Origin of the sequence: Nitrospira sp. KM1 (genome assembly GCF_011405515.1) — a bacterium.
Taxonomy (GTDB): Bacteria; Nitrospirota; Nitrospiria; order Nitrospirales; family Nitrospiraceae; genus Nitrospira_C.
The window spans coordinates 2,184,780-2,208,047 of record NZ_AP022671.1; the positions used below are offsets into that span (position 1 = coordinate 2,184,780).

Genomic DNA, 23,268 nt, shown 5'->3' on the forward strand with positions numbered 1-23,268 from the left:
CTCCTCGATGACCTGCAATTTTTACAGTTTCGATCGTGCCGCCTTCTAAGGCTTGATGGCCACCTTCAAGACACCATCGAGTCGTTCACCGAAAATCCGATATCCTTCCCCAATATCATTGAGCGAAACCCGATGGGTGATGAGCGGGGTCAGATCAATTCGGTGATGGTGTACCATTTCAATGAGCCTTCGCATGCGTTCCTTGCCGCCCGGGCAAAGAGTGGTGACGATCCGGTGATCACCAATACCTGCGCTGATGGCTTCATAGGGAATTTGAAGCTTACCCGAGTACACCCCCAAGCTCGATACGGTTCCGCCAGGCCTGAGACTGCGCAACGCGCTCTCAAATGTCTCCTGGGTTCCCAACGCTTCGATAGCCACGTCGACTCCTCCATCTGTTATACGTTGAATCTCTCTTATAACATCAGACGATCGGGAATTGAGGACAACATCCGCCCCCAAACGTGCGGCCATCGCCAGGCGGTCTTCGTCACCATCTATTCCAATGACTCGCGCCGCCCCAAGCAGCTTGGCGCCGATCGTTGCACAAAGACCGATTGGACCTTGAGCAAAGATCGCGACTGAATCTCCAATGCGGATGCCTCCGGATTCGGCTCCGCTGAACCCGGTCGATGCAATGTCCGCCAATAAGACAACCTGCTCATCGGTGAGGTCATCAGGAATCTTGGCTAGATTGGCTTGCGCATGAGGAACGAGTAGATAATCAGCTTGTGCCCCATTGATCGTGTTTCCAAAGCGCCATCCCCCTATGGCTTTGTAGCCCTGCTCATGGCCACATTGGGCTAATTGACCGGACAGACATGCGCGGCATTGCCCACACGGCGTAATGGCGCCCACCAGTACTCGTTCGCCGACACGGTAGCCAGTCACGCCGGGACCCAATTCAGCTATGACACCCACAGGTTCATGGCCGATGATCAGCCCGGACTTGACAGGATATTCTCCTCGGACGATATGCAAGTCCGTGCCGCAAATCGTGGTCAACGTGACCCGGATGACAGCCTCGCCGACGCCGGCGGTCGGCCGCTCGACTTCCTGCACTCGACATTGGTTGATCCCATGAAACACGTTGGCGCGCATAGTGTTCATACCTGCTGCTCCCTTCGTATCCCCCGAGATTCTTCTATGCCGATATGACTGCGAAGGATGTTGTAGTCGAATGCAGGCCTTCCGGTTCTCCACACACCGGGATCATTTACTTCCATTTCATCGATTAGGGTTGCCACTCTACCCCGTGATGCCTGAGACGCCATTGCATGTCGGGGTGTCTGCCCCTCGAGCAAGTGGTGAGGTTGATCAGACCATTCGAGATACGCTTTTTCCAACAGCTGTTTGAGGAGTGCGTGATCCTCATGTTCTGGCACAACAAGAGTGAGTGGTTTCTTGGAGGACAATTCAGCCGCAGAAATCTTCCTAGTCGGTGGAGTCACCGATTCGCCGCGAAAATGGAGAGAAAACCCGAACACCGAGGCAAGGCGGTGCTTAATGGAATCCAGCCGTTCCGGGCCGTCGCATTCCACAATAAGTTGGGAAGAAGTCAGTGTTAATCTTGCCACGATTTCTTTGGTTTGGTTGATCATGTCACGCTGAAACCACGTGACCCCGGTGGCACCGGTTGCGGGATGAACCTGGTCCGCCCGCTCAAACGGCGTCATCTCAGACAACTCCTGCTCAAATCGGGCATGTTCATGTTGATCATAGAGAGCGACCGCATAGAGGTTAGGCTGCCCATCAGAATTGCAATACCGAATATGGGCAAACGCATCGAGTAAGGCGGCGAATCGCAGCTCTGCCAGGACCCATAAGAGAATATGGCCAAATCGCTTGGTAAATTCCTGCCAGTCACCTAGGACCAGCGAGCCGGACGACATTTCCATGTTGCGCTCCCAATCCCGCGCGGCCTCATAGAGCGCGCCTCCTTCATCTTGGGATAGGATAATGCCGGATCCGGCCCAATATCTGCGTTCTGATTCAGGCGCTGCAGGATCGCGAATGAGACGTGTAAGCAGCATCTGTCCGGCAACAAGATTCCCGGCAAACGGTTCGAACGGGACGATGAATGTTAATCCGTCGCCCCGGGACTGGAGATGAAGCATCTCTGCAACCTTGGGCGTATCTGTCAGTTGGAGGAGATCAAGATACGAATGCTACAGCGGGTCGAGCCACGCCCGCTCTTCATTGGGAATGTGTTCCGTGATGACATCCCGCAATTGTTCAATCAGCGTAAGTTGCCCATCTTCCGGATAGAAATCGCAGATCAGAACAAGTCGGGCGAGTTCAGTTTCCTGTGGAAGCGGAGCAATGAATCTTCCCGTGCTACCCTCTACATAGGGTTTGAGCGCGCGCGTGAGCGCTTTCTCCCGCTGGAGCGCGAATTCCGACTTGAGGGAAAGCCTCTGCAGACGATCCAACACTGCGTCAAGGGACGGACTACGCGAAGTCTCGAATCCGGGACCTTGCTCACTTGGCTTCACGAATTTGCTCCATGACAATGGCTTCAGTATCCAGCCAGTTCCTGACCGAATCTCCCTCTTGGCACCCACGCTGTTCCCATAGATGGTATGCCACGTTGGAGATGCGGTCCTGGATCCTGTCCGGACGTTCAACGAGTTTTTCCGACGCACTCGTATCGTGACTCATCTTCCCGGTGTTTTGTTTCTTTCCAACTCGAGCTACCATATGCCCTCTCCTTGAAAAGATTGTTCGTATCAAGAAATCTGATTTGGAATTATGCGCCGATGACCAGGGCATGTTTTTAGGTTTCGGACTGTCAAAATCGGATGATTACCCCGCCTCAACACCGCCTCGGCCACGCTTCCACCCATGAGATGAGAAAGTCCACGGCGGCCATGCGTACCCATCACCACAAGATCGCTCGACGATCCCGTCGCTTCGCCGATGATCATATCGGCGGGCACTCCTCCGCGAAGACGAGTGGAAACCTTAATCGAAGCTTTCGTAAGGGAGGCAGCCAGTTCATCTAAACGTTTTGTGAGGTTATCTCGTCTCTGGTCCCGCTGCTCGGTTCGCTCAAAGGTGAAATCAAGTCCATAGTAGACGGGCTCTAGTACGTGAAGAACTTCGAGTGAAGCTTTTGTCTGACCGGCGACCATGGCCGCGTATTCCAATGCGTCCAGGGAACAATCAGAAAAATCGACAGGAACAAGGATTCGATTCAGGCTGATGTCCTCATGCCTGAGTTGGCCGGGATCCTTGGGCATATGCACGGCCAATACAGGACAAGGGGCTGTCCGAATCACCCGCTCCGCCGTACTCCCCAGCAAGGCATGAGCCAATCCGCTCTTTCCTCTCATCCCTACGATGACGAGATCAGAATTCTCAGCTAATGCGGCGGCAATCACCTCCTCGCTTGGAATGCCGGTCGCAATCCTGCTCGACACGTCGATATCTCTTTGCGTGGCTCTTCTCTTAAGATCAGTGAGAAGTTCCGTAGCTTCACGCAATCTGTCTGTCAGATAGATTTCGTTTACGGCAAACGAAGGGGCCATACCGCGAGGGAATTCCAATACGGTTATGATGGTCAGAGGGGCTTGCCAGGACGCTGCAAGCGCACATGCCCAATCTTCCGCCCGCAGGGTCTGATCTGAAAAGTCGGTGGCGAACAGAAGTCGCTTCGCTAACGTCATGATGACGTACCCCTAAACCCAAACCGTCGAGATCGGATACTCACGGACAATGGTCATCGTGATGCTCCCGATGCTTCACGTGAGGTCTGATCAGTTGCCCGACGATTGTGTTCCAAGCCAAACTTTGGGGTACGAACGACCAAGACCGGGCAACTGGCTCTTCGCAATACGGATTGAGTTACGCTGCCGGCTACACTGCATGTTTGACCACGACGACCGTGAACACCCATGACAATCAGGCTGTGTGAGGCCTCAGATGCACGATTGATAATCGCATCGGATGGTATGCCCATCTCCACGCGTATCGTGGAATAAATTCCACCGGCGAGGAGCCCTGCCGACACTTCTTCCAACCGTTTTGTGAGGTTTTTAATTGCTATCTGCCGCGATCTGACATCTGCCGCATCGTCAATCCCTTCGCATGCTGGATCGACAATGTGAAGCAATTCAATTGAGGCGTGTGATTGCCTTGCGATTGTCACCGCATACTCCAACGCATCCAGGGAACAATCAGAAAAATCAATCGGAATAAGCATGCGATCGAGAACCTGACTCTTTACCTGTTCATTGCCCTGTTTGGGCGCGACAAGCACTGGGCAGGGTGCCGTTCGAATGATTGCACCTGTCGTACTTCCCAATCCACCGTGAGACAAACCGTGTTTTCCTTTCGCTCCCACGATAATCATGTCCACCTTCTCGACCTCGGCCACGAGCCGTACCAAATCACAGGGAAGCCCCGTCGCCACCCGAATTTCGACGTCTAGTTGTTTCCCCGATGCAAACTGTTTCAGGTTCATGAGTTTGTCGGAAGCCTCACGAGTTCGTTCCACAAGATGATCCTGATTGACCGCCTGATCAGGATCGACTCCGTCGGGGAACTCCAACACGGTCATAGCCATGAGATGGGCATTCCAAGAAGCAGCCATCGCGCACGCCCACAATTCAGCACTACGTGCTTCCCGTGACAAATCGGTCGCTAGTAGAAGTCGCTTGATCGGTGCCATGCTTGTCAATCTCCTTTTCCCTCGGAGCCTTGTTCAGAAACATTTTCCAGTTGCATCGATCAGACACCCTCTACGAATAACAGCAAGAGCTCCCCTTTCATCTCCGGGTGGATGGAGCACTGGAATTTGTAGCGTCCTGGTCGGTCGGTATTGAAACGGATGGTGACATCACGTTGGGGATCGAGCATCACTCCGCCAAGCCCTCTGCCATATACGACGATCCCGTCCTTTTCGATTGTCGCAGGAAGGCCTTCCAACATAGTCGAACCAAAGTCATGACGCTCTTTATCCTCGTTACGGATGTTGAGCACGGTGGGACGGCCAAGGCGAAGTGATCCTTGGACCGTGACAAATGTATAGTCTTTGATTGTGATATCTACGGACTGTTGTTCGGATTGCGACGCGACTTGCGAAGGAAATGCAAAAGCAATTGTTGCGGACAGCAGTAGAAGTCCGATGATCTGCACACCCTCAACTCTCTTCATAACCACCTCCATGTCAGAGCGCCTTGTCCTCTTGTGTATTCCTGATGGGCAGCGGGGCAGTTCACACTGCACACCCGCTGTTCGAATCACCTTTCCGCCGTCGCTCCCGCATTGATCACCCTTCGTATTCCGGCACTCAATCATTCAGCAAGGGTGGTGCCATCACCGCAAACGGTTCTGGATGGGAGTGCCACGTCAAGTTTCAAGGGTTTACCGCCTCAGGCCGATCAGGCGGTGAAGATTCTTGGGCTTGAGGGGAACCTTGCCACACCGCCAATACATCGGCTGTAGCAGAAGAGGACATCTACGAATCGCTCGTAGGTTACGTGGTGACATTTCTTACAAATCGTGACGGCACCAGAATTGCTGATACCGGCTTTGAAACACATTTTGAAACCGAGAAGGGATAATGACGACAAGAAGGTGGCTACTCGTGGGGGCAATGGTATTTGCGTTGGTCGTCTTCGTCTATTTCATGTTTCTGTGTCCGGGTGAATGTCATTGAGATTTGTGCGTGGCCAGATGAAGATGGCTGATCAATGAATATCTTGACGGCGGTTGACGGCTCGGAACAATCCTGCGGCGCAGTTTGAACTCTAGAATACCTACCCCAACTCACCACCTGATTCTTCTGCATGCGTATTATGTTAATGAACACGGTCATACCGTCGCCGGAACCATTTCACCGCTTCCATCACCCCCAGCGGCAGAAGGCTCATGGCACCCATTAATGCCCAGACCTCGATGGGTAGTGACACAACCTTGAACACCGGGGCCACCACAGGAACAGTAAGCATGGCCAATTGTGCCGCACCTGAGAGCAAGAAAGCTCCCGAGAGGGCGCGGTTCGTCCCGAGACCCACTTGAAAGAGCGACAAGCGTTCGCTCCGGCAGTTGAAGGCATGTACGAGTTGGGCCATCACCATCACGGTGAAGGCAACGGTTCTTGCCTGCGACAGATCCTGATGCAGAATGAACAAACTGTAACTGAAGGCTCCAAGGGCGATACTGCCCAGCATCAGCCCCTCGCCCGCAATGGCCAGCAACCTCCCGGCATCCAACAACCGGGCCTCCGGATTTCGGGGCGGACGTTGCATGAGGTCCGGCGCCTTGGGGTCCACGGCCAAGGCCAATGCCGGAATGCCGTCGGTGACGAGATTCATCCAGAGAATCTGGATCGGCAGAAGTGGAAGGGGCAAACCCAGCAGCGCGGCAAACAGCATGACGAGCACTTCGCTCATGTTGCATGACAGGAGAAAGTGAACGGTCTTTTGGATGTTGTCGAAAACGACCCGTCCCTCTTCCACTGCCGCGGCAATCGAGGCGAAGTTGTCGTCAGTCACAACTATGTCGGCGGCTTCTTTCGCCACGTCCGTTCCGCTGATCCCCATGGCCACGCCAATGTCCGCCGCCTTGATCGCCGGCGCGTCGTTGACTCCATCTCCGGTCATGGCCACCACTGCCCCTCGCTGCTTCCATGCCCCCACGATTCGCATCTTATGCTCCGCCGACACCCTGGCATAGACTGACACTCTGTCCACGCACGCCGTTAGTTCCGCCTGGGTGATCCGATCCAATTCGGATCCGGTCACCGCCCCATCCATGCCCGCCACGATCCCCAGTTCTCCGGCAATAACGGCAGCTGTCTCTTTGTGATCGCCTGTGATCATGACTGTGAAAATCCCGGCCTCACGGCACGCGCCGACGGCCGCCTTCGCTTCGGGCCTCAGCGGATCCTTCATGGCCGCGAGTCCGAGAAACACCAAGTCGCGTTCCAATTCGTCTTCCCGGAAGGTCTTTGGCACCGGTCCGCACACTCGACTGGCCAGCCCAAGGACGCGCAATGCGTCGCGGGCGAATCCGCTGTTCACGTCACGAATCGCCCCACGCATACCGGTCGTCAGGGGCTCAACCCCGCCGTCCCGCGTCATGTACGAGGTGCAACAGTTTATGAGCATATCGGGTGCACCTTTGACGTAGGCTACAGGACCTTCGGACGTCTGCATTACGACGGTCATCCGTTTACGTTCGGCATCGAAGGGCACCTCACCGAGGAATCGATGCGTCGGTTCCAGTCCTTTGGACGTGAGCGACGCTTTGGCGGCTGCGACCAGCAGCGCGCCTTCCGTCGGATCGCCAAACACCTTCCATGTCCCTTCCTCTTCGCGCAGAGTCGCGCCATTGCATAACATTCCAGCAGTCAACAACTGGCGCACCACCTCGGGCAACGCTTGACCGTTCGTTCCCTGCATGACGCCCGAGTCTGAAGAAATCATGCCGACAGGCTGGTAGCCCTCCCCACTGACGGTAAACCTATCACCTCCGGCAAAAAGTCCGGTGACGGTCATCTCGTTTTTTGTAAGGGTCCCGGTCTTGTCGGTACAGATCACCGTGGCGGATCCCAACATTTCCACCGCGGGCAGCTTGCGGATCAAGGCATGGCGCTTCGCCATGCGGGTCACCCCCAGTGCCAGCGTGATCGTGACGACCGCGGGAAGCCCCTCAGGCACCGCCGCAACGGCCAGGCTCACCGCCGTCAAGAACATCGTCATCGACGGCTCGCCTCGGATATACCCCAACGCGAACACAACGGATATAACCCCGAGCGCCAGCCACAACACCGTATAGCCGAAATGCTCCAGCCGGCGCTGAAGGGGCGTTTCCGCACTCTTTGACTTCGTCGCAGTCTCCATGATCGCGGCGATGCGGCCCAGCTCAGTGCGGAGTCCGGTCGCCACCACAAGGGCACGTGCTTTCCCAGAGACCACGGCCGTGCCCATGAATACCATGTTGACTCGATCGCCGACGGGGACGTCTGCGTCCAGACACAGTGCGGTGCTCTTCGTAACAGGAGCCGATTCGCCCGTCATTGACGCTTCTTGGGTCTTGAAGTTCGCGACATATACTAAGCGAGCGTCGGCGGGGACGTAATCGCCGGATTCCAAGATGATGAGATCTCCGGGCACTATGTCTTGGGCTGGAAGAGATTGGAGCACGCCATCCCGAATCACTCGAGTCAGAGTAATTGTCATACGGCGAAGGGCAGCCAACGAACGTTCGGCTTTGTATTCTTGGGCAAAGCCGAATACGCCGTTCAGAAATACAATGGTGATAATCGCAGCCGTATCGATCCAGTCACCCAATAGTCCCGATATAAGCGCGGCCCCTATGAGTACGCCGACAATGGCGCTCATGAATTGAGAGAGAAAGAGCTTGAGGATAGAAATGGATACTGCTTTGGGAAGATCGTTGGGTCCGTACTGTTGCAGACGGAGTTTTGCTGCAGGCCCTGAAAGACCCGTTTCGGAACTTGTCTCAAGCTCACACATCAGCTCATTTATTGAATTCAGATGCCAAGACTGGCCGATGGGCGTCATCCGGAGATCCGTACGATGGATGATGTATCAGCGGAATTTGCTCGCTGACCTATCTTGCATGGATTCGATAGAACCAAGCGAGTCACCCGAACCAGGGACAATCCCACAAGAAGCCAGTATATTCCGCTTGAGGTTTTCATGCTGTGAGATCTGAATCACCATCGGCATATGAACACAGGCATGCCCATTGTTGGGACATGTGGGCATATTGTCCCGACACCTCCTTAGCCATTTTCCCTGACGCTTGGCACTCAAACACAAATCCTGGCCGAAACGTCTGTTCAAACAAGCCTTTAATGTCCCAGGCATTGCGCCAAGCCGGAAGGGTAAATGATCCGTCCACTGCATACCTTGCTGAACCATACTAAAGCGACTCAGGAACCCTCCTTTTTCAACGTCGTCCTTAGTCCGAAGAAGTGGAAACTCCAGCTTCGCCACCTCAACAGACCGCTCATCATCTCCGTTATTTGATGCCCCTTTTTGATATCTGTCTGCAAGGGCATGTCCGAAGTGGCGTGAGCCGGCATCGGGATGACCTTGAATGATTACAATGCGTTTAGGCATTTGCGGGCCTATGGAAGCAATGGACTTGCCACAACAGAATCTCAGCTTCTATGGATGCTGCCCTTACAATGTCGAAAGAATCCACACTCGGATATTCCGTACTGTCCTTAAAATCTACAATTCGAGAATTATTTAGGAATGGCACTGAGCAAACGATTGATCTGCAATATGTACGGTTTTGCAGGAGTATTTAGCGCCGGTGGCATCATCAATGCATTATGGCCATGGCAAGAGGTTGGTTATCACGTGTGAAAAGATCAAATCGGGTATCCACCATTACAGGAAGGAGATGTTATGAATGCCTTGACGAGGTGGGAAACGGTCGGACGCTGGAATCCTTGGAAGGATTTTGAAGATATGGAAAAACGTCTGACAAGTTTTTTCGGTCCTCCTCCTAGCGTTAGGACGGGGGACAAGAAAGAGGCGATTTCAGTGTCCGAGTGGTCTCCTCTGGTTGATATCACGGAGGACGAGAAGGAATACATCGTCAAGGCTGAAATCCCGGAGATGAAAAAGGAAGAGATTAAGATCAATGTTCATGACGATGTTCTCGCGATCACCGGCGAACGGAAGTATGAAAAGGAGGACAAGGGGAAGAAGTACCATCGAGTTGAGCGGGCCTACGGTAGCTTCATGCGACGCTTTACGCTGCCTGAAGACGCTGATGGATCCAAGGTCACCGCAGAATATAAAGAGGGAGTTCTGAAAGTGCATCTTCCCAAATCAGAGAAAGCGAAACCGAAAGCCATCGAAGTTAAAGTTGCCTGAGCTCGCACGATTTAGAGTTCGACCACATCGCACGCCATCAGCTAATTGCCATACGCGCGATGAAGGGGGCATGGAGCAGGGATATCATGAAAGTGTGAGAGTTCATGACACGGGATGTGCCCACGTGCAGGGACGATTCGCGTTCTGAGCGCGCCGAATCTGCCTGTTGAGGAAGTGATAACCGCCTTGAAGGACATATCCGCCTATCGTGAGTTGGCTGCGATATAAGACGGAGACCATATGAAAATCGTCATAGGCGTTGACTGGTCAGACGAATCGATTGCTACGGTACATCAAGTGTTGCAGCTGTATCGTCCTCTTGAGATCACTCTCGTGCACGGAATCGATTTAGGCATTTTCAAGTATCCTGCCCTCGTGCAAATAGCTAACCTTCAGGGCTATGATGACTATCGCGCAGCCGTGACGACCGCGGGACAGGAGATCTTGGAAAGTACAGCCAATGCGATCCGGCTTGAATCCTGTTCGGTGAAAAAGATTAATGAGATCGGCAATGCGGCCGACCTTATTATTCGCACCGCGAGAACAGTCAATGCAGATCTGATCGCGGTTGGATCGCGCAATCGAAACCGGGCTACAGAAGCCATCCTCGGGAGCGTATCGCATCGCGTCCTACTGCAGGCCGACCGTCCCACCTTGGTCGTGAAAGGAGACTCAAGACCGATTCATGAGGTGCTAGTAGCCGTAGAAGGACAGGAAGATGCCGATTATCTTCGGGATTGGCTACTCAAATATCCTTTTCTTAATTCTGTTCGCGTCCGTATTGTCAATGTCGTGGTGCCACTTAAACCGCTTAATCCGTATCCCATCCCGGAATATGGGGTTTCGAATACCGCAATGACTGACGCGGAAGATCTTGTAAGGAGAATGGCTGCGGCCCTGCAGTCGCCTCAATACAATGGTACGACACGAGTCCTAGTAGGGGGCGTTGTTGAAACGGTCGCTGCCCAATCGAGAGAAGCGGATCTTGTTGTCGTCGCCTCCCATGGACGCCGAGGGTTGGAACGCTTCCTGTTGGGAAGCGCCTCCCATGCGATCGCACATCGGGTTCGATGTCCCATACTCGTCGTTCGCTAAAGGGAGCGTCACTGCTCATGCTGCCCTGCAGCGCGCCTTGTGAGATAGGCGATGGCGTGCCACCCCGATGCAAGCCGAGGCAATCCCGCCGTTGAGATCGGATCCTCTGGAGTCCAGTGGCGTGCTTCTTCGTGACGGCATGACGGCGCGGCTACGATTGTCCCAGCCGTCGGATGCGTCGTTGATGCAACAGTTCGTCGAAAATCTGTCGCCCGAGTCGAGACGAGGCCGCTTTTTCTCAGAAAGCATGCCTTCGCCCGTTCTCGTCTCGGCATTGTGTGACTCGTCATGCCCGCAATCGCAACTGACGGTGCTGATCATGCGGGCACAGAAAGGCTCCTTGCGCGTGATGGCTGCAGGCTCGTACTGGGCGAGAGACGCACAGAGCGCTGAAGTAGCGATGGCGGTGGCCGATGAGTTCCACGGGAAAGGATTGGGAACCATTCTTCTCGAGCGCCTCGCCGTGCTGGCGATCCGCCATGAATTTACTCGTCTCTGGGCCGTGACGCATGCAGACAATATGGCTATGCGCGAGGTATTCCGGGAATCGCGATTTACGGCGCACGAAGCTTATGAGGGGGCCGATATGGAGATTGAATTGTCGTTGATTCCCACGGAGATGAGCGTGGCCCGGGCGGAACAGATCGCCAGGAATACGGTGCTTCACGGGATCGGACGAGCATCGGTTTCCGACTACTCGATGCGTTGCAACTCACAAGCTGATCTGGAGCGTCCGGCAAAGGAGAGTAACCGCAAAAGCAAAGAAACCTTGAACGTTTTCATTCAACGGAAGTCGTATGACCTAAGTATCTTTATTTATCGGCACTCCCTATCAACTCGCGACGAATCCTCCTGGCACCATCGAAGTTCAAACCCAATCCTCGTGTGTCGTTTTCTGTTGCTGTAGAGTCGACAGACTCAGGGGTCTGCTAGTAATTTCTCTAAAAGTCATTTGTGATCGAAACGCTCAGCCATGTTGTAGGTCAAGTTCTCTTCAATCAGGTAGGTCCTTTGTTTTCTTGCGACTGCGCACTGCGAAGGCTATAAGAACGCATCGGCAGAACCCAAACACTTCGTGGGAGCGTGCATCCCCTAGGTCATTGTGTATGCTGGAGCGATTCCCGTGCTCTATCTGTTCATCCTCATGCTGCTGAATCTGAAAACGGACGAACGGTATTTCCATTCCAAGACCTTGCATGTGCTGATTCCGACGGCGATCGGGTTTGGCTACGTGGCATTCTTACTGGTGCAGACTCCCCTGGAAGGAGCATGGGAGACACGCCGACGGAAATGATATTGCAGCAAGGCCATACGCACGCGGTCGGCATCAAGATGTTCAGTAATTATGCTCTGCAGTTCGAGATCATCGGTCTTTTTCTGACAGTCGCGATAGTCGGATCGATTGTCCTGGCCAAGACACCATTCACCGAAAAAGGCATTCACCGATAGAGGTAATCATGGCATGGGTCTATCTCATCATCGCGGGCATTTTTGAAATCGGTTGGGCTATCGCGTTGAAGTACACGGAAGGATTTAGCCGCCCGTGGCCCACGGTCTTCTTCGGCGTGTCGATGACCTTAAGCGTCTGGATGCTCGCGCTGGCCCTTAAGACCATTCCGGTTGGAACCGGATATGCCATTTGGACGGGCATCGGGGCCGCGGGCACCGCCATCCTTGGGATGATTCTTTTCGGTGAATCGCATGATGGATGGCGGCTATTCAGTATTGCCTTGATTGTCATTGGGATCGTCGCCCTCAAAATCTCAAGTTCATAGTCGAACCATGATCCCGCTTTCCCGATAGGTGGCTGTTAGCGCCGCTCGGCACGCCCAATCCCGCCATGACAAGCAAATTGCGCGATCTTACTCGCTTGGAATGGGCAGCCCTGCTGCCGCTCGCCGTGCCTGTTTTCGCCATCGAGGTGTATCCCAATCCCATCCTGACACGCATGCACGCCAGCGTTGAAAAAGTCCTTGCTCGCTCCCTGTCGGATCAGCCGCAAGCAGGAGCACCCTTGGATAAGACGGCCGATGTTCCGGTTGTGCATTCACCTGCAACTGACTGAAAAATTACAACCCTGGATAATCCGCCGACCGGACAAGAGCCAAAGCTCCTCGGCCTCATTCCATGATCCTGTTGTATCCGTCAGCAGGTCAGTCGACCAGGGTCGTGACAACCTAGGAAGCGTTGGGCGCAGCACAAAAGAATCCCCACAATGCGTGGAGGAGAGAGTTGGGCTGCACAGCAGTCCACGACTGTTCGGTCGAGGTGCTGAACTGCGTCTGTCCGCTTCCCATGTTCCCGGAAAATTGGACGAGCTGAAGTCTTCGACTCTGGACCCGTGCACAGTGAAATTCAGTTTCCATCGTGACGGACAAATACGGTTTTCCGCCAGACAGTTGGGTCGTCTTGAAGTCCAGCAACTGCCAGACCTTCACGAATTCACCCGTCCGTTGCATGGTTTCGGGGTCGGCATATACGGTCAGTTGCTCATGGTCACCACTGGCCACCTTGACCCAGTCGGCACAGGCGAGAGGCGGGGCAAGGAAGACCACGGCCGTCATGGCTAGGGGGATCAAGAATGAACGCGCGCGTATGATCATACTCAATAAACTCCTGCCCACATACTCGAATGGTGTCCCAAGTTTTCTACGGACTCGTCCGAGAAGGCGTTCGGATAGAAACCTATTCACACGCCTTCTTTCATCATACACGGGAGACTCGCGTTTATGTCGAAGTGGATGAATCGTCGGTGCCGCTGTCGAGGGAAGTCGAATACTGGTGTGTAGCCACGGCCAGGATGTAGGGACACTCGCGGACTTGTCAGTGTCAGGGGCAAAAATTATTGGACAGGTCCGCTATCAGCCGTGGATACGCCGACGTGAGCTTTGGCGGGATGACGACGGACGTGAAAGCACGTCTTAGCCAGATCGTGCTGCATGACGCCACCCCAGCAGCAGCCTCATCATAAACCCATGGAATCCTGAGAAGCTGCTGGACCACCGGATTTTTAGCTTGGGTCCCCAAAGCTTCATACCCTTTAATAATCAGGTAGATAGTGAATCGTGCTGATACATATGCATTCAGGTAGCCGGGGTCCTGATGATGTTTCGTAGGTGGGCCCCTCCATCAATCTTCAACGGGAACTCGAATTCTGCACACGTGGAATGCACGTCAGGCTGCGTCGTAGAAACCACAACACACTCAATCGGGTATAGCGAATCATCGGAGGTTTTGATGGCGGTTGGCGCATTCCATTCACTCCGCTTGTTTGCAGGTACATACACTCGCGACTGTCTCTAGCGTCGCCACTCCATTGACATATCAATTTTTGTTTATATATACTCATTTCATGAGTCCCACGTTAGCTACCCGGATAGAAGAAGCTTCCCGGTTATTTCATGCTCTCTCGGAGCCCACCCGTCTGCGCATCATGGAACAGCTCAAGGACGGCGAGAAATGCGTCTGCGAGCTGACAGAGGCTTTCAATACAGGTCAATCTCGACTGTCCTTCCATTTAAGAGTTCTTAAAGACGCGGGCCTGATCAATGACCGACCAGAGGGACGATGGATGTATTACTCCCTGAACGTGGAAGTGATGAAGCAGTTGGCTTCAGTCGTGAAGGATTTCGAGGAATCAAAATCCTCTCGCCGCCCCTGCGCGCCGTGCCGGTAATTTTTTTGTCCTCGTTACATCAACAAAAGTTGATATGTAGAGCATGTCCATGGAAGCTGTTTTGCCCACCACTTCAATAAAGGATGAAGTAAAGCGGCTCAATCGCTTTGAACGCTACCTGACGCTCTGGGTCGGCCTCTGCATGATCGCAGGAGTGGGGTTAGGCAAATGGGCTCCGAGCATTGCGCAAACCCTGCGGAGCTTTGAGTTCGGAAGAGATAGTCACATCAATATCCCGATTGCCGCGCTCATCTGGCTCATGATCATTCCCATGATGATGCGGGTGGACTTAGCCGCTGTCCGGGATGTGGGGAGAAACCCAAAGGGGCTAGTGATCACCCTGTTGATCAATTGGGTGGTGAAGCCCCTTTCAATGGCGCTTCTCGGGTGGGTGTTCTTTCGGCATGTGTTTTCAGCATGGATGTCTCCCGCCGAGACGGATCAATACATCGCGGGAACGATCATTCTGGCGGCTGCCCCCTGTACCGCTATGGTATTTGTCTGGAGTTACCTCACCGACGGTGACCCCGCCTATACGCTCGTGCAAGTGTCCATCAACGACCTGATTATGCTCGTGCTCTTCGCTCCAATTGTTGGACTGGCCGTTGCCGGCACATCCTTGCTCACCGTGCCGTTTAAGGTTTTGCTGTATTCCGTCATGCTGTTCATCCTAATTCCACTGGTGGCTGGCTCACTGATCCGCACCTGGTCTATCCATGCATACGGAACCGCCTGGTTTCACAATGTGCTCCTGCCTATTTTCCAGCCGATGACGATTCTCGCCCTACTTGCCACACTGGTGCTTATCTTTGCGTTTCAGGCTGACAACATCACCGGCAAATTTCTGCATGTCATCCTTATAGCCGTACCCGTTCTCGTACAGGTCTATTTCAACTCTTCGTTGGCCTACGGACTCATGAAGTTCTTTGAAGTGCCCTACGCAGTGGCCGCACCCGGTGCCCTCATTGGGGCCAGCAATTTCTTCGAACTGGCGGTAGCCACGGCTATCGCCCTCTTTGGGCCAGAGTCCGGGGCCGCCTTGGCGACCGTCGTTGGGGTTTTGGTGGAGGTGCCAGTCATGCTGTCTGTGTGCGCGGTCTGTAATCGGACCAAGCATTGGTTTGAAGGCGAGGGGGCACGATGAAAAAGAGAGTGCTCTTTCTCTGTACCGGGAATTCCTGCCGAAGCCAAATGGCAGAAGGATGGCTTCGTCATCTTGGAGGCGGACAATTCGATGTGGTGAGTGCCGGCACACATCCCGTGGGGCTGAATCCCTGTGCCGTTCGCGTCATGCAGGAAGCCCACGTTGACATTTCACACCATGCTTCAGAACGAGTTGAGCCGTATCTTACACAGCATTTCGATTACGTGATCACCGTGTGCGACCGTGCGCATGAAGAATGCCCAATCTTCCCGGGAGTCTCTTCCATGTTCCATTGGAACTTTGATGATCCGGCCAAGGCAAACGGCTCATACGAACAACGGCTCATCGTCTTTCGCAGGATACGGGATGAAATTCAAAACCGGATTCGCGGTTTTATCGCAGACACGGCCGGTTAGCGCAGGTGCTCGATTCGTGAACGTATTGCCAAGAGGAGGGCATGTCATGAAACGCTTTCACATCCATATCGGGGTAGACAAGCTGGATGAAGCCATACGCTTTTATAGCTCGCTCTTCGGGGCCCAGCCGGTGAAGAGCAAACCTGATTATGCCAAGTGGTTGCTGGATGATCCCAGCGTGAACTTTGCGATATCCACGCGGGTGAAAAAGAACGGAGTGGATCACCTTGGTATTCAGGCCGAAGAGGAGCACGAACTGTCAGAACTCCGTAACCGGCTCACGGCTACTGGCAGAACAGTCGAGGAAGAAGGCGAGACGGTCTGCTGTTATGCCCGTTCAGACAAATCTTGGATCCAAGATCCTGCTGGTATCCCTTGGGAAGCCTACCGCACCATGGAAGACGCCCAACTATTTGCCGGTACGGTGGGGGTCGAAAGCGCATGCTGTACGCCTGAAACAAAGAGAACGCCTGATTGCTGTATTCCGTCAGAAAAGACTCTGGGCTGTTGTGGCTAACACTGTGTGGGAACAGTCTAAACTTACGCCGATCGCCTCACCATTTATGCCAATGGGAGGCTCAACGACCTTGTGCGGCCATTAAATCTGGGTGGGTGTCTATGATTGGCGAGCGTGTTGGTCCCATCGCCGCGGCAGGAGTTCCATTGGGGATTTCAGGAAGGAAGATCGCCGGAGCAGGGGAGGGCCGCCAGGGCGGCCCTCATTGACGCATCTCGCTCGACAATGAGGAGGCGCGAGGCCCCGGCTTCCTGAACATTTTGGAGAGCCCTGCGAATTCGAGACAAGGATGTCCATGACGGGGGTCTCTTGTGATTGCGCATCCAGGAATCGAGAAAGAGCCGCAATGTATCACCGGTCGTCTGAATAGAGACAAATTCGAGTTCAGTCAGAGGTCTGGTGTTCTCAACATGGGCTTCTAGCGGCCTACATGCCTTCATGAAATCAGCAATGAGGTGTTTCTGCTCAAGATTATCAGGGGGAGGCATGTCCGTAGTGTAAGACAGGTTCGAACGCTACGAAATGACAATCAACGACCGTCGGTCCGAGCCCTTTGGTGGTTTATGTTTTGGTCGTCACCCAGACGCCCGGATCCTGGGGTTTCTTTTTTGGAGGGTGCCCCTTTTGGATTCAAGTTGTCCAAATCAGAGCGGAGAGTTGTATGGATCTCGCATGCCCGGCTGCAGTGGTGGAAATCGCCTCCCACTTCGAGCCGACCGGCGACAAACACAGGGAGGTCTTCACGCGCGGGCATCCTTGTAAAGGAGCCTCGGGTCTGCCCCGGCCAGGTGATCAAGCTCGTCCGTTACCCGCCCGATTTAAGCATCTCCGTCTTCAATTTGGCCTTGATCGATTCCACATAGCTTTTCGATACATCCACCTTGCCCATGATTTCCATCACGGATCGGCCGTCCTTGAGCATGGTCGCAATAGCGCGGTCTTTGGCCACCGATGATTGCGAAAACTCCTTCTTCCGAGCCCGTCTCTCTCGTAGCCCGAGGGCGGCGTATAAATCACACTCCTGATTAACATAGCGCCTCAGTCCTTCTGCCACGAATCGTATATGATTCGCAGCATGTGGGAGCGCCAAGAGGTAGTAGGACGTCGCCTGAAGCCATTGCTTCGCTTGGCGGGTCGATGAGGGCGGTCGGATGCGGGCTGTCTTAATCATAGTCTCTCCTGCCGTTTCTGGGTCTCACAGGCTTAACCGTGAGAATCCCGATTGAAAAGCGATTCATTAAAAATATGAAGATCCCGTCAACAACCGCTCACTGAATTGCAATCCCCCTTCCTAACTACCCCAGAATACGTATCTTCCATTTCTGACCCGCTCCGTTATACAGTTCGCCCCTCCACGGAGCACTCATGGGACGAACGGATGATCCGCAGCAGATGGTGGCCGACTTCCTGACCGCAAGTCAGCCACTAGAAAGGTACCTGGGCTGCGGAGGCAAATTGACCGACCCTCAACAAGCCGCCCTCTCTCTCTCAACGTGGTCCATTATCCGACTCATGGCTGGAGGAAAACGCGGTCGAACGAAGAACTGATGAGCGCCATCGCACACCTGTTTTATTGATGCATCAGAGCCGTTTGCTTGCTTGCCATCTGCCCCGCGCATCCATTACAAGCGTGATGACTGTTGTGTTCTTGTTCTTTGTCATCAAAGAAAAAGAAGCGCTGCCATGGGGTAAACATTCTCTATATCGATGGACACTCGGAAGATCATCGGTTCTTTGTCGACCGCCTCAAGCAAGCCTTTCCTGACTACCGCATTCTGGAAGCCTTTACCGGAGAAATAGGACGTGAGTTTTTACAACGCGAGCGCATCGATTGTCTCGTGCTCGAATTGGACCTTCCCGACATGTCGGGTTTTGAATTTCTGACCAATAGCGTGCAGCGCATAGGTTCTCCTTACACACCGGTCGTTGTGCTCACCCGCACCCATCATTGATATCTGGGATCTTGCGAAGAGACATGGCGCTTATGCCTGCCTCTCGAAGTCACATACAACAGCAGACTTGCTCGCCCTTCACGTTCTGCGAGGTCTGGCACAAATCACACCGCCGCAGCGAGATTGACATCGCCGATGGTTCCCTCTTGAGCATGCGCGGTAATGTTTGTTACCGCCTCGGGTCGATCGCATAGGGCTATTGAGCCGAAGGTCTCTGCGGCCCATTGCCGCGATAGTCGGGATTTGTTTCGTTTTCGTGGCAGACCTTCTTAAGTCAAAAGGCCCCTTACTCTGCATCCTCATCTCGTTCATTGAACTTGAGAGGGGCGGGACATAATGTGTCCGGATAGGACGAAGTGTCCGCTCATCAAGTGATCCATGATCTGATCCGATCACCTATTTGGGCACATTCCAAATGCTTCAACAAACCCGCAACAGACGCTACAACGCGTTGCGTGGATTTTGCAATAAACTCATCCATCAAACAACGCTACCCCATGGTAAGAGAGGGATGAAAATGAATAGAGCTGATCTCATCATTATGAACTTCCTCGAGGTCAGTAACGATTTAGAGAATTACATTTACAGTCAGTCTCCGCTGACACCGCCTCAACGGAAGATCATCCGAGCCACGAGAGCCACGACCATAGGCCTGCAGGCCTTCAGAACATCCGGAATTGGCGGCGGTCGAAGCGTGTCTTTGCACAAGCAGGTCGAGACATGAGCAAAACTGCCGAATACAGCGGTTATACGATCGAGTCATCCCCCACGCCGGTGATGGGTTCCCGTGCCTGGAAGATTCGAATATTTATCTCGTGGGAGAGCAAGGGCGCTGGAATTACCCGTGGGTTCTCTCCCGCCGGCATGATGGGGACAGAGCAGGAGGCGGATTGTGAGGGCATCACGTTCGGGAAGGAAATCATCAACGGCAAGGTTGAGGATTTGGCGCTCGAGTAGGAGTCACCCCGTTCAGATTTTATTGAGTCCCGAACGTGCGCACATAGCGCAGGATTTGCCAGGCTTCCTCTTCCGTCAAGATTGCCGGCACAAACGACGCCATCGCCGTGCCCGGACTTCCATTTTTCAATATCCACAGCAATTCGCCATCCGTTCGGGCTGCCTGCCAGGCTGGATCAGTAAAATTCCTCGGCAAAGGTCCTTTGAGTGAGTCCGGCTCAATGCCTTGGACCAACCCCGTTCCGTCCGCGCCATGGCAAACGCGACAAAATGCCTTTCCCTCAAATAGCGTTTTCCCCTTCGCAATGATGTCCGGGGAGGCGGGCAACGGATTCGCCATCTGTCGCACCGCCTCGATTTGTCCTGCCGGGACCCGCGGCCGTAGGATTTCCGCATCGGCCCCCCAGCTCATCACGGAATACCAGATACCTGCTACGCAGATAGAGGAGATGATCCATCGCATCCCTGCACTCATATTCCTTGCATACCCTCGCTTCCACACGGGGCAACGAGCATGACACTCGAGGCATTACTCGGTACGAGGCTTGTGGCCGACCGCCTGCGGATGGCCAACCTCGCCATTGGGAGCTTTGGCTCCGCTCGGCCAGAGGTGAAATATGATTCCGTCCGTCTTGGCTGCCGCGGCAGCGATTTCCTTGGCTTGAGCTTCCGGCATATCCAGGACTTGCACCCGCCCGGTTGCGATTTCCGCTTCGTGGTCGTGGTAGTACTTGTTCCATGTATCCAGCGGGACCTGAGAGCGTGAAATAGACTTAGAAACAAAGTATTCGATATCCGTCAGCAATGCATTGGGATCCGTGGACTCGAATAACAGGCATTGAATGACATCCTGAGAAATCGGCTTGCAATAGTGATGGTATGGACCGTGAACCGTACCGTCTTCGAACTTATGTGGTGCGACGACATGGACGGTATACCCTTGTGCGGGGCCCGGCTTTTCCATTGCTTTGGTTGATGCCCCCCCGGCGCCGTGCATATCTGCACATCCCACCGATGCGATAAGTCCTATAGCCCCGATGATTCCGACCGCCCCTGTTTGCATAATAACCTCCTGTGAGAAATGAAAGGAAACGAACCCGTCAACTATTCTCATTCGTACGATACTATTGAGGTGCAAAAGGATTCGTCGGATTCTATGGATTCTTCCTCGGTCGAAGAAAGACTCTCGCCATGTTCTATGGCTATCCGCAATTTAGCATGACTCCATCATGTGGCTTGGACAAGTCATGGTCTTCCTGCCCCTTAGTTGGCGAACGTGAGACTGTATCGCATAAACCTGCGCGGCGATGCGCCGGGATCCTGTGGCACAGTCAGCCTCTGGAAAACCTCTCAGTCCCGATGCTTTCAGTACACTCTGATGGCCTAAACGGCTGCTATTCCTCTTGGTATGAGAGCACATAAATCACTATAAATTACTGATTATACTACGTTTTTGGCCATACAGCTCGGGCAGATTTTATGGTAGGTTATTCATGGTCTGGAGAGTACACCAGTCATGCGCATACCGTCACGAGTTGTCTTCCCATTCGGTTACCGGATCTCCGTACGGCAACTGTCCGAATCGGATATGGACCGCCGTGATCCGAACGCCGATGGCATATGGGATGATGAAACAAAGACCATTTATCTTCGGAAACGGTTGCCGGTGACCAGGCGGCGATACATCCTCGCTCACGAGTTGGGCCATGCCTGGCTGGACTGGCAACACCGCCACCTCGATAATGGCAAAGCCAAGACCTAGCTATCTCAGCGAGTCTATCGTTTGTGCGCCTTGCCCAATTTGACAATAATATCCCACTCCGACGGTGTAACAGGTTGGACGGACAGTCGGGAACCTTTCTTCAGGAGCGTCATTCCTTTTAGTCTGGGCTCCTTTCGAAGCCGGTCCAGTGAAACTGCCTGGTCGAATTTTTCCAGAAACCGAATATCCACCATGTCCCATCGCGGTGCGTCTGGCAAGCTGTCAGGATCGTAATGATCTCCCGATTTATCGAATTGGGTGTCGTCGGGATAGGCCGTACGGGAAACCTCAGCGATCCCGACGACGGCCGGTGGGTCGGCATTGCTATGATAAAAGAACACGCGGTCTCCAACCGCCATGGCCCGCATAAAGTTTCTCGCCTGATAGTTCCGGACGCCATCCCAACTGGTCATCCGACGCGGCGAGGCCGCGAGATCGTCAATAGAGAAGGTCTCAGGTTCTGACTTCACCAGCCAGCAGCGATGGGACATCGGCTTTACCTTTCTGAAAAACGTGAATGGTACGAGGGTCGCCCTGCTTCCCAACGGGAGGCCTAGGCGGGGGGCTCATCCGGCTCCCACTCTCCCGATTCGATGTATTTGATGAGCGCTTTGTACGTCATTTCCCGCACAGTGGCTTTCGACGCCGCTTGCCCCAGGCTATTTCGATCCAACCAGACTTGCTCGGTCACATGCCGATTCGCCTCGTTGCAGAGACTCCACATTTCATGAAGAAAATTCTCCGGGAGACCGACTTGAAGACCCTCGGATTCGATCCGGTCGTCGAGAATGGCCAGGAGATCTGAAATAGCCTGGTCGGACCGATACGGCGCTGTAGAGAATCCGAATGTCTGCTGGGCTGAGGCCTCCTGTTTAGCCTGTTCAACCAAGTCCTGCATATATTCTTTCAACAGGCCGACGACATGTCCGGATAGAGGCATGCTCGGAACTCCTTGGCACGTCATTATGCGGTTCCTGACGGAAGAGCGCAACGATCGGCCAGAACAGTCGCTGCAATTGACCAATAAGTCGTCGGTTTTCTATCATGCGGCCATGTCCTCCTCCACCGAAAGATTCGAGGTCGCGTTGAATACCCCGGCCGGTCGAGTCACTGCCGTTCTCGATGTCGCGATAGGTTTCGTGCCGGTCACCTCGATTGTCCCGGTTGCCCGTCGCCTCGGTGAGGACATGCTGAAGCTCGAAGAAGCGCGTGTCCGTGAACAAGGCGAACCGGTCTCGTGCCAGATGGGTTGCGCCGCCTGTTGCAGAATGCTGGTGCCGCTCTCTCCGCCGGAGGCCTTTGCGCTTAGGGACTATGTCGCCGGGCTTCCAGCAGAACGGCAGGACCGTATACGGAGCCGAATCGACGAGATCGACCAACGTCTTATTTCTCACGGACTCGCGAGTTCATTGCGAGAAATAGCCGAAACCGTCGAGGCGATCCCCGATGAAGAGCTGGATCCCGTCAACCGCGCGTACTATGCCCTGCGGCTTCCCTGCCCGTTTCTCGAAAATGAAATCTGTTCAATCTATGAAGCCAGACCTGCCGCTTGTCGCGAGCTGCTCGTCACCTCTCCGGCAAGTTTCTGTGACGATATGGTGAACAATCAGGTTGTCCCGGTTCCGGTGGGAGTTCGCATCGGAACAGTCTTGGGACTACTCTGGAGCACGATCAAGTCCGAACCGCCTCGCCTCATTCCCTTGCCCATGGCGTTGGAGTGGGCGGAACGCCATGCTCACGAAGCGAGCCAACGCTGGTCGGGAGCCGAACTGATCGACCTCCTGCTCGATAAAATATGGCGGGTGCTGAGCCATGAATTCCAGGTGAGAGGGCAGACTCCCCCGTCCTGACCTCTGCCTGTCGCATCGCAATTTCACATGAGA

The 23,268-nt window shown here is 54.0% G+C and carries 31 protein-coding genes; 16 read left to right on the forward strand and 15 right to left on the reverse strand.

The genetic code is table 11. The annotated features are described in order from the left end of the window. Positions 1-45: 45 nt before the first annotated feature. The 9 genes from W02_RS10035 to W02_RS10075 form a co-directional block, all read right to left on the reverse strand. Complete coding sequence (locus tag W02_RS10035) at positions 46-1,110, reverse strand: alcohol dehydrogenase catalytic domain-containing protein (RefSeq protein ID WP_173047272.1); 1,065 nt, start codon at positions 1,108-1,110, stop codon at positions 46-48. Next, positions 1,107-2,117, reverse strand: coding sequence for a hypothetical protein (locus W02_RS10040; RefSeq protein WP_173047274.1), 1,011 nt, complete (start codon positions 2,115-2,117; stop codon positions 1,107-1,109). The genes W02_RS10035 and W02_RS10040 overlap by 4 nt, the downstream gene beginning before the upstream one ends. Before the next feature lie 51 nt (positions 2,118-2,168). Next, positions 2,169-2,495, reverse strand: a complete 327-nt coding sequence (locus W02_RS10045) for a hypothetical protein (protein ID WP_173047276.1) — start codon at positions 2,493-2,495, stop codon at positions 2,169-2,171. Continuing rightward, positions 2,482-2,700, reverse strand: coding sequence for a DUF2934 domain-containing protein (locus W02_RS10050; protein ID WP_173047278.1), 219 nt, complete (start codon positions 2,698-2,700; stop codon positions 2,482-2,484). Before W02_RS10050 ends, W02_RS10045 begins: the two co-directional genes overlap by 14 nt. A 29-nt stretch (positions 2,701-2,729) precedes the next feature. After that, on the reverse strand, positions 2,730-3,668 hold the full coding sequence (locus W02_RS10055; RefSeq protein WP_173047280.1) for a universal stress protein: 939 nt from the start codon (positions 3,666-3,668) through the stop codon (positions 2,730-2,732). A 53-nt stretch (positions 3,669-3,721) separates the two neighbouring features. Next, positions 3,722-4,672, reverse strand: a complete 951-nt coding sequence (locus W02_RS10060; RefSeq protein ID WP_173047281.1) for a universal stress protein — start codon at positions 4,670-4,672, stop codon at positions 3,722-3,724. 59 nt (positions 4,673-4,731) lie between these two features. Then, entirely contained in the window at positions 4,732-5,157 is a 426-nt protein-coding gene (locus W02_RS10065; protein ID WP_232068706.1) for a cupredoxin domain-containing protein, read from the reverse strand. A 647-nt stretch (positions 5,158-5,804) separates the two neighbouring features. Continuing rightward, on the reverse strand, positions 5,805-8,534 hold the full coding sequence (locus W02_RS10070) for a cation-translocating P-type ATPase (RefSeq protein ID WP_173047283.1): 2,730 nt from the start codon (positions 8,532-8,534) through the stop codon (positions 5,805-5,807). A gap of 27 nt (positions 8,535-8,561) precedes the next feature. Continuing rightward, a complete protein-coding gene (locus W02_RS10075) occupies positions 8,562-9,098 on the reverse strand; it encodes a hypothetical protein (protein ID WP_173047285.1) in 537 nt (178 codons plus the stop codon). A 294-nt stretch (positions 9,099-9,392) separates the two neighbouring features. Here W02_RS10075 and W02_RS10080 point away from each other — a divergent pair, with 294 nt between their 5' ends. The 7 genes from W02_RS10080 to W02_RS10110 all read left to right on the forward strand — a co-directional run bounded on the left by W02_RS10080 (position 9,393) and on the right by W02_RS10110 (position 13,026). Then, complete coding sequence (locus W02_RS10080; RefSeq protein WP_173047287.1) at positions 9,393-9,866, forward strand: Hsp20/alpha crystallin family protein; 474 nt, start codon at positions 9,393-9,395, stop codon at positions 9,864-9,866. A gap of 240 nt (positions 9,867-10,106) precedes the next feature. Further along, positions 10,107-10,961 carry a universal stress protein gene (locus W02_RS10085; RefSeq protein ID WP_173047289.1) on the forward strand — a complete coding sequence of 285 codons (855 nt, stop codon included), beginning with the start codon at positions 10,107-10,109 and terminating at the stop codon, positions 10,959-10,961. A 121-nt stretch (positions 10,962-11,082) separates the two neighbouring features. After that, positions 11,083-11,868 (forward strand): GNAT family N-acetyltransferase, encoded by a 786-nt coding sequence (locus W02_RS10090; RefSeq protein ID WP_173047291.1) that lies wholly within the window; start codon positions 11,083-11,085, stop codon positions 11,866-11,868. 195 nt (positions 11,869-12,063) lie between these two features. Next, a complete protein-coding gene (locus tag W02_RS10095; protein ID WP_255458583.1) occupies positions 12,064-12,255 on the forward strand; it encodes an NADH-quinone oxidoreductase subunit J in 192 nt (63 codons plus the stop codon). Continuing rightward, complete coding sequence (locus tag W02_RS10100; RefSeq protein WP_173047295.1) at positions 12,231-12,410, forward strand: NADH-quinone oxidoreductase subunit J; 180 nt, start codon at positions 12,231-12,233, stop codon at positions 12,408-12,410. Before W02_RS10095 ends, W02_RS10100 begins: the two co-directional genes overlap by 25 nt. A gap of 8 nt (positions 12,411-12,418) precedes the next feature. Beyond that, positions 12,419-12,736, forward strand: a complete 318-nt coding sequence (locus W02_RS10105; RefSeq protein WP_173047297.1) for a multidrug efflux SMR transporter — start codon at positions 12,419-12,421, stop codon at positions 12,734-12,736. 65 nt (positions 12,737-12,801) lie between these two features. Beyond that, a complete protein-coding gene (locus W02_RS10110; RefSeq protein WP_173047299.1) occupies positions 12,802-13,026 on the forward strand; it encodes a hypothetical protein in 225 nt (74 codons plus the stop codon). A gap of 112 nt (positions 13,027-13,138) precedes the next feature. Here W02_RS10110 and W02_RS10115 read toward each other — a convergent pair whose 3' ends face one another. Next, positions 13,139-13,564: a surface-adhesin E family protein gene (locus W02_RS10115; protein ID WP_173047301.1), complete on the reverse strand. Its 426-nt coding sequence runs from the start codon at positions 13,562-13,564 to the stop codon at positions 13,139-13,141. A gap of 830 nt (positions 13,565-14,394) precedes the next feature. On the opposite strand from W02_RS10115, the gene W02_RS10120 reads away from it, so the two are divergent. The 4 genes from W02_RS10120 to W02_RS10135 are packed head-to-tail and all read left to right on the forward strand — an operon-like array spanning position 14,395 to position 16,714. After that, positions 14,395-14,637, forward strand: coding sequence for a metalloregulator ArsR/SmtB family transcription factor (locus tag W02_RS10120; protein ID WP_232068708.1), 243 nt, complete (start codon positions 14,395-14,397; stop codon positions 14,635-14,637). Between the two features lie 43 nt (positions 14,638-14,680). Continuing rightward, the gene (gene arsB / locus W02_RS10125; RefSeq protein ID WP_173047305.1) at positions 14,681-15,781 is read left to right on the forward strand and encodes an ACR3 family arsenite efflux transporter; all 1,101 of its coding nucleotides are present in this window, start codon (positions 14,681-14,683) and stop codon (positions 15,779-15,781) included. Continuing rightward, a complete protein-coding gene (locus tag W02_RS10130; RefSeq protein WP_173047307.1) occupies positions 15,778-16,197 on the forward strand; it encodes an arsenate reductase ArsC in 420 nt (139 codons plus the stop codon). The genes arsB and W02_RS10130 overlap by 4 nt, the downstream gene beginning before the upstream one ends. Positions 16,198-16,243: 46 nt before the next feature. After that, a complete protein-coding gene (locus W02_RS10135; protein WP_173047309.1) occupies positions 16,244-16,714 on the forward strand; it encodes an ArsI/CadI family heavy metal resistance metalloenzyme in 471 nt (156 codons plus the stop codon). A gap of 805 nt (positions 16,715-17,519) precedes the next feature. On the opposite strand, the gene W02_RS10140 is transcribed toward W02_RS10135, so the two are convergent. Next, entirely contained in the window at positions 17,520-17,885 is a 366-nt protein-coding gene (locus W02_RS10140; RefSeq protein WP_173047312.1) for a hypothetical protein, read from the reverse strand. Between the two features lie 194 nt (positions 17,886-18,079). Here W02_RS10140 and W02_RS10145 point away from each other — a divergent pair, with 194 nt between their 5' ends. The 3 genes from W02_RS10145 to W02_RS10155 all read left to right on the forward strand — a co-directional run bounded on the left by W02_RS10145 (position 18,080) and on the right by W02_RS10155 (position 19,623). Next, positions 18,080-18,262, forward strand: a complete 183-nt coding sequence (locus W02_RS10145; RefSeq protein WP_173047314.1) for a hypothetical protein — start codon at positions 18,080-18,082, stop codon at positions 18,260-18,262. A gap of 107 nt (positions 18,263-18,369) precedes the next feature. Then, positions 18,370-18,666, forward strand: coding sequence for a response regulator (locus tag W02_RS10150; RefSeq protein ID WP_173047316.1), 297 nt, complete (start codon positions 18,370-18,372; stop codon positions 18,664-18,666). 720 nt (positions 18,667-19,386) lie between these two features. Then, the gene (locus W02_RS10155; protein ID WP_173047318.1) at positions 19,387-19,623 is read left to right on the forward strand and encodes a CV_2116 domain-containing protein; all 237 of its coding nucleotides are present in this window, start codon (positions 19,387-19,389) and stop codon (positions 19,621-19,623) included. 19 nt (positions 19,624-19,642) lie between these two features. Here the strand turns inward: W02_RS10155 and W02_RS10160 are convergent, their stop codons facing one another. Together W02_RS10160 and W02_RS10165 are read right to left on the reverse strand one after the other, a co-directional pair. Beyond that, on the reverse strand, positions 19,643-20,086 hold the full coding sequence (locus W02_RS10160) for a cytochrome c (protein WP_173047320.1): 444 nt from the start codon (positions 20,084-20,086) through the stop codon (positions 19,643-19,645). A 66-nt stretch (positions 20,087-20,152) separates the two neighbouring features. Further along, entirely contained in the window at positions 20,153-20,686 is a 534-nt protein-coding gene (locus W02_RS10165) for a DUF1264 domain-containing protein (protein ID WP_173047322.1), read from the reverse strand. 453 nt (positions 20,687-21,139) lie between these two features. Between W02_RS10165 and W02_RS10170 the strand changes: the two genes are divergently transcribed. After that, the gene (locus tag W02_RS10170; RefSeq protein ID WP_173047324.1) at positions 21,140-21,385 is read left to right on the forward strand and encodes an ImmA/IrrE family metallo-endopeptidase; all 246 of its coding nucleotides are present in this window, start codon (positions 21,140-21,142) and stop codon (positions 21,383-21,385) included. A 14-nt stretch (positions 21,386-21,399) separates the two neighbouring features. Here the strand turns inward: W02_RS10170 and W02_RS10175 are convergent, their stop codons facing one another. Continuing rightward, complete coding sequence (locus W02_RS10175) at positions 21,400-21,876, reverse strand: EVE domain-containing protein (protein ID WP_173047326.1); 477 nt, start codon at positions 21,874-21,876, stop codon at positions 21,400-21,402. A 62-nt stretch (positions 21,877-21,938) separates the two neighbouring features. Continuing rightward, on the reverse strand, positions 21,939-22,325 hold the full coding sequence (locus tag W02_RS10180) for a hypothetical protein (protein ID WP_173047328.1): 387 nt from the start codon (positions 22,323-22,325) through the stop codon (positions 21,939-21,941). Here W02_RS10180 and W02_RS10185 point away from each other — a divergent pair. Further along, positions 22,324-23,235 carry a YkgJ family cysteine cluster protein gene (locus W02_RS10185; protein ID WP_173047330.1) on the forward strand — a complete coding sequence of 304 codons (912 nt, stop codon included), beginning with the start codon at positions 22,324-22,326 and terminating at the stop codon, positions 23,233-23,235. The genes W02_RS10180 and W02_RS10185 overlap by 2 nt on opposite strands. The last annotated feature ends 33 nt before the right edge of the window (positions 23,236-23,268 follow it).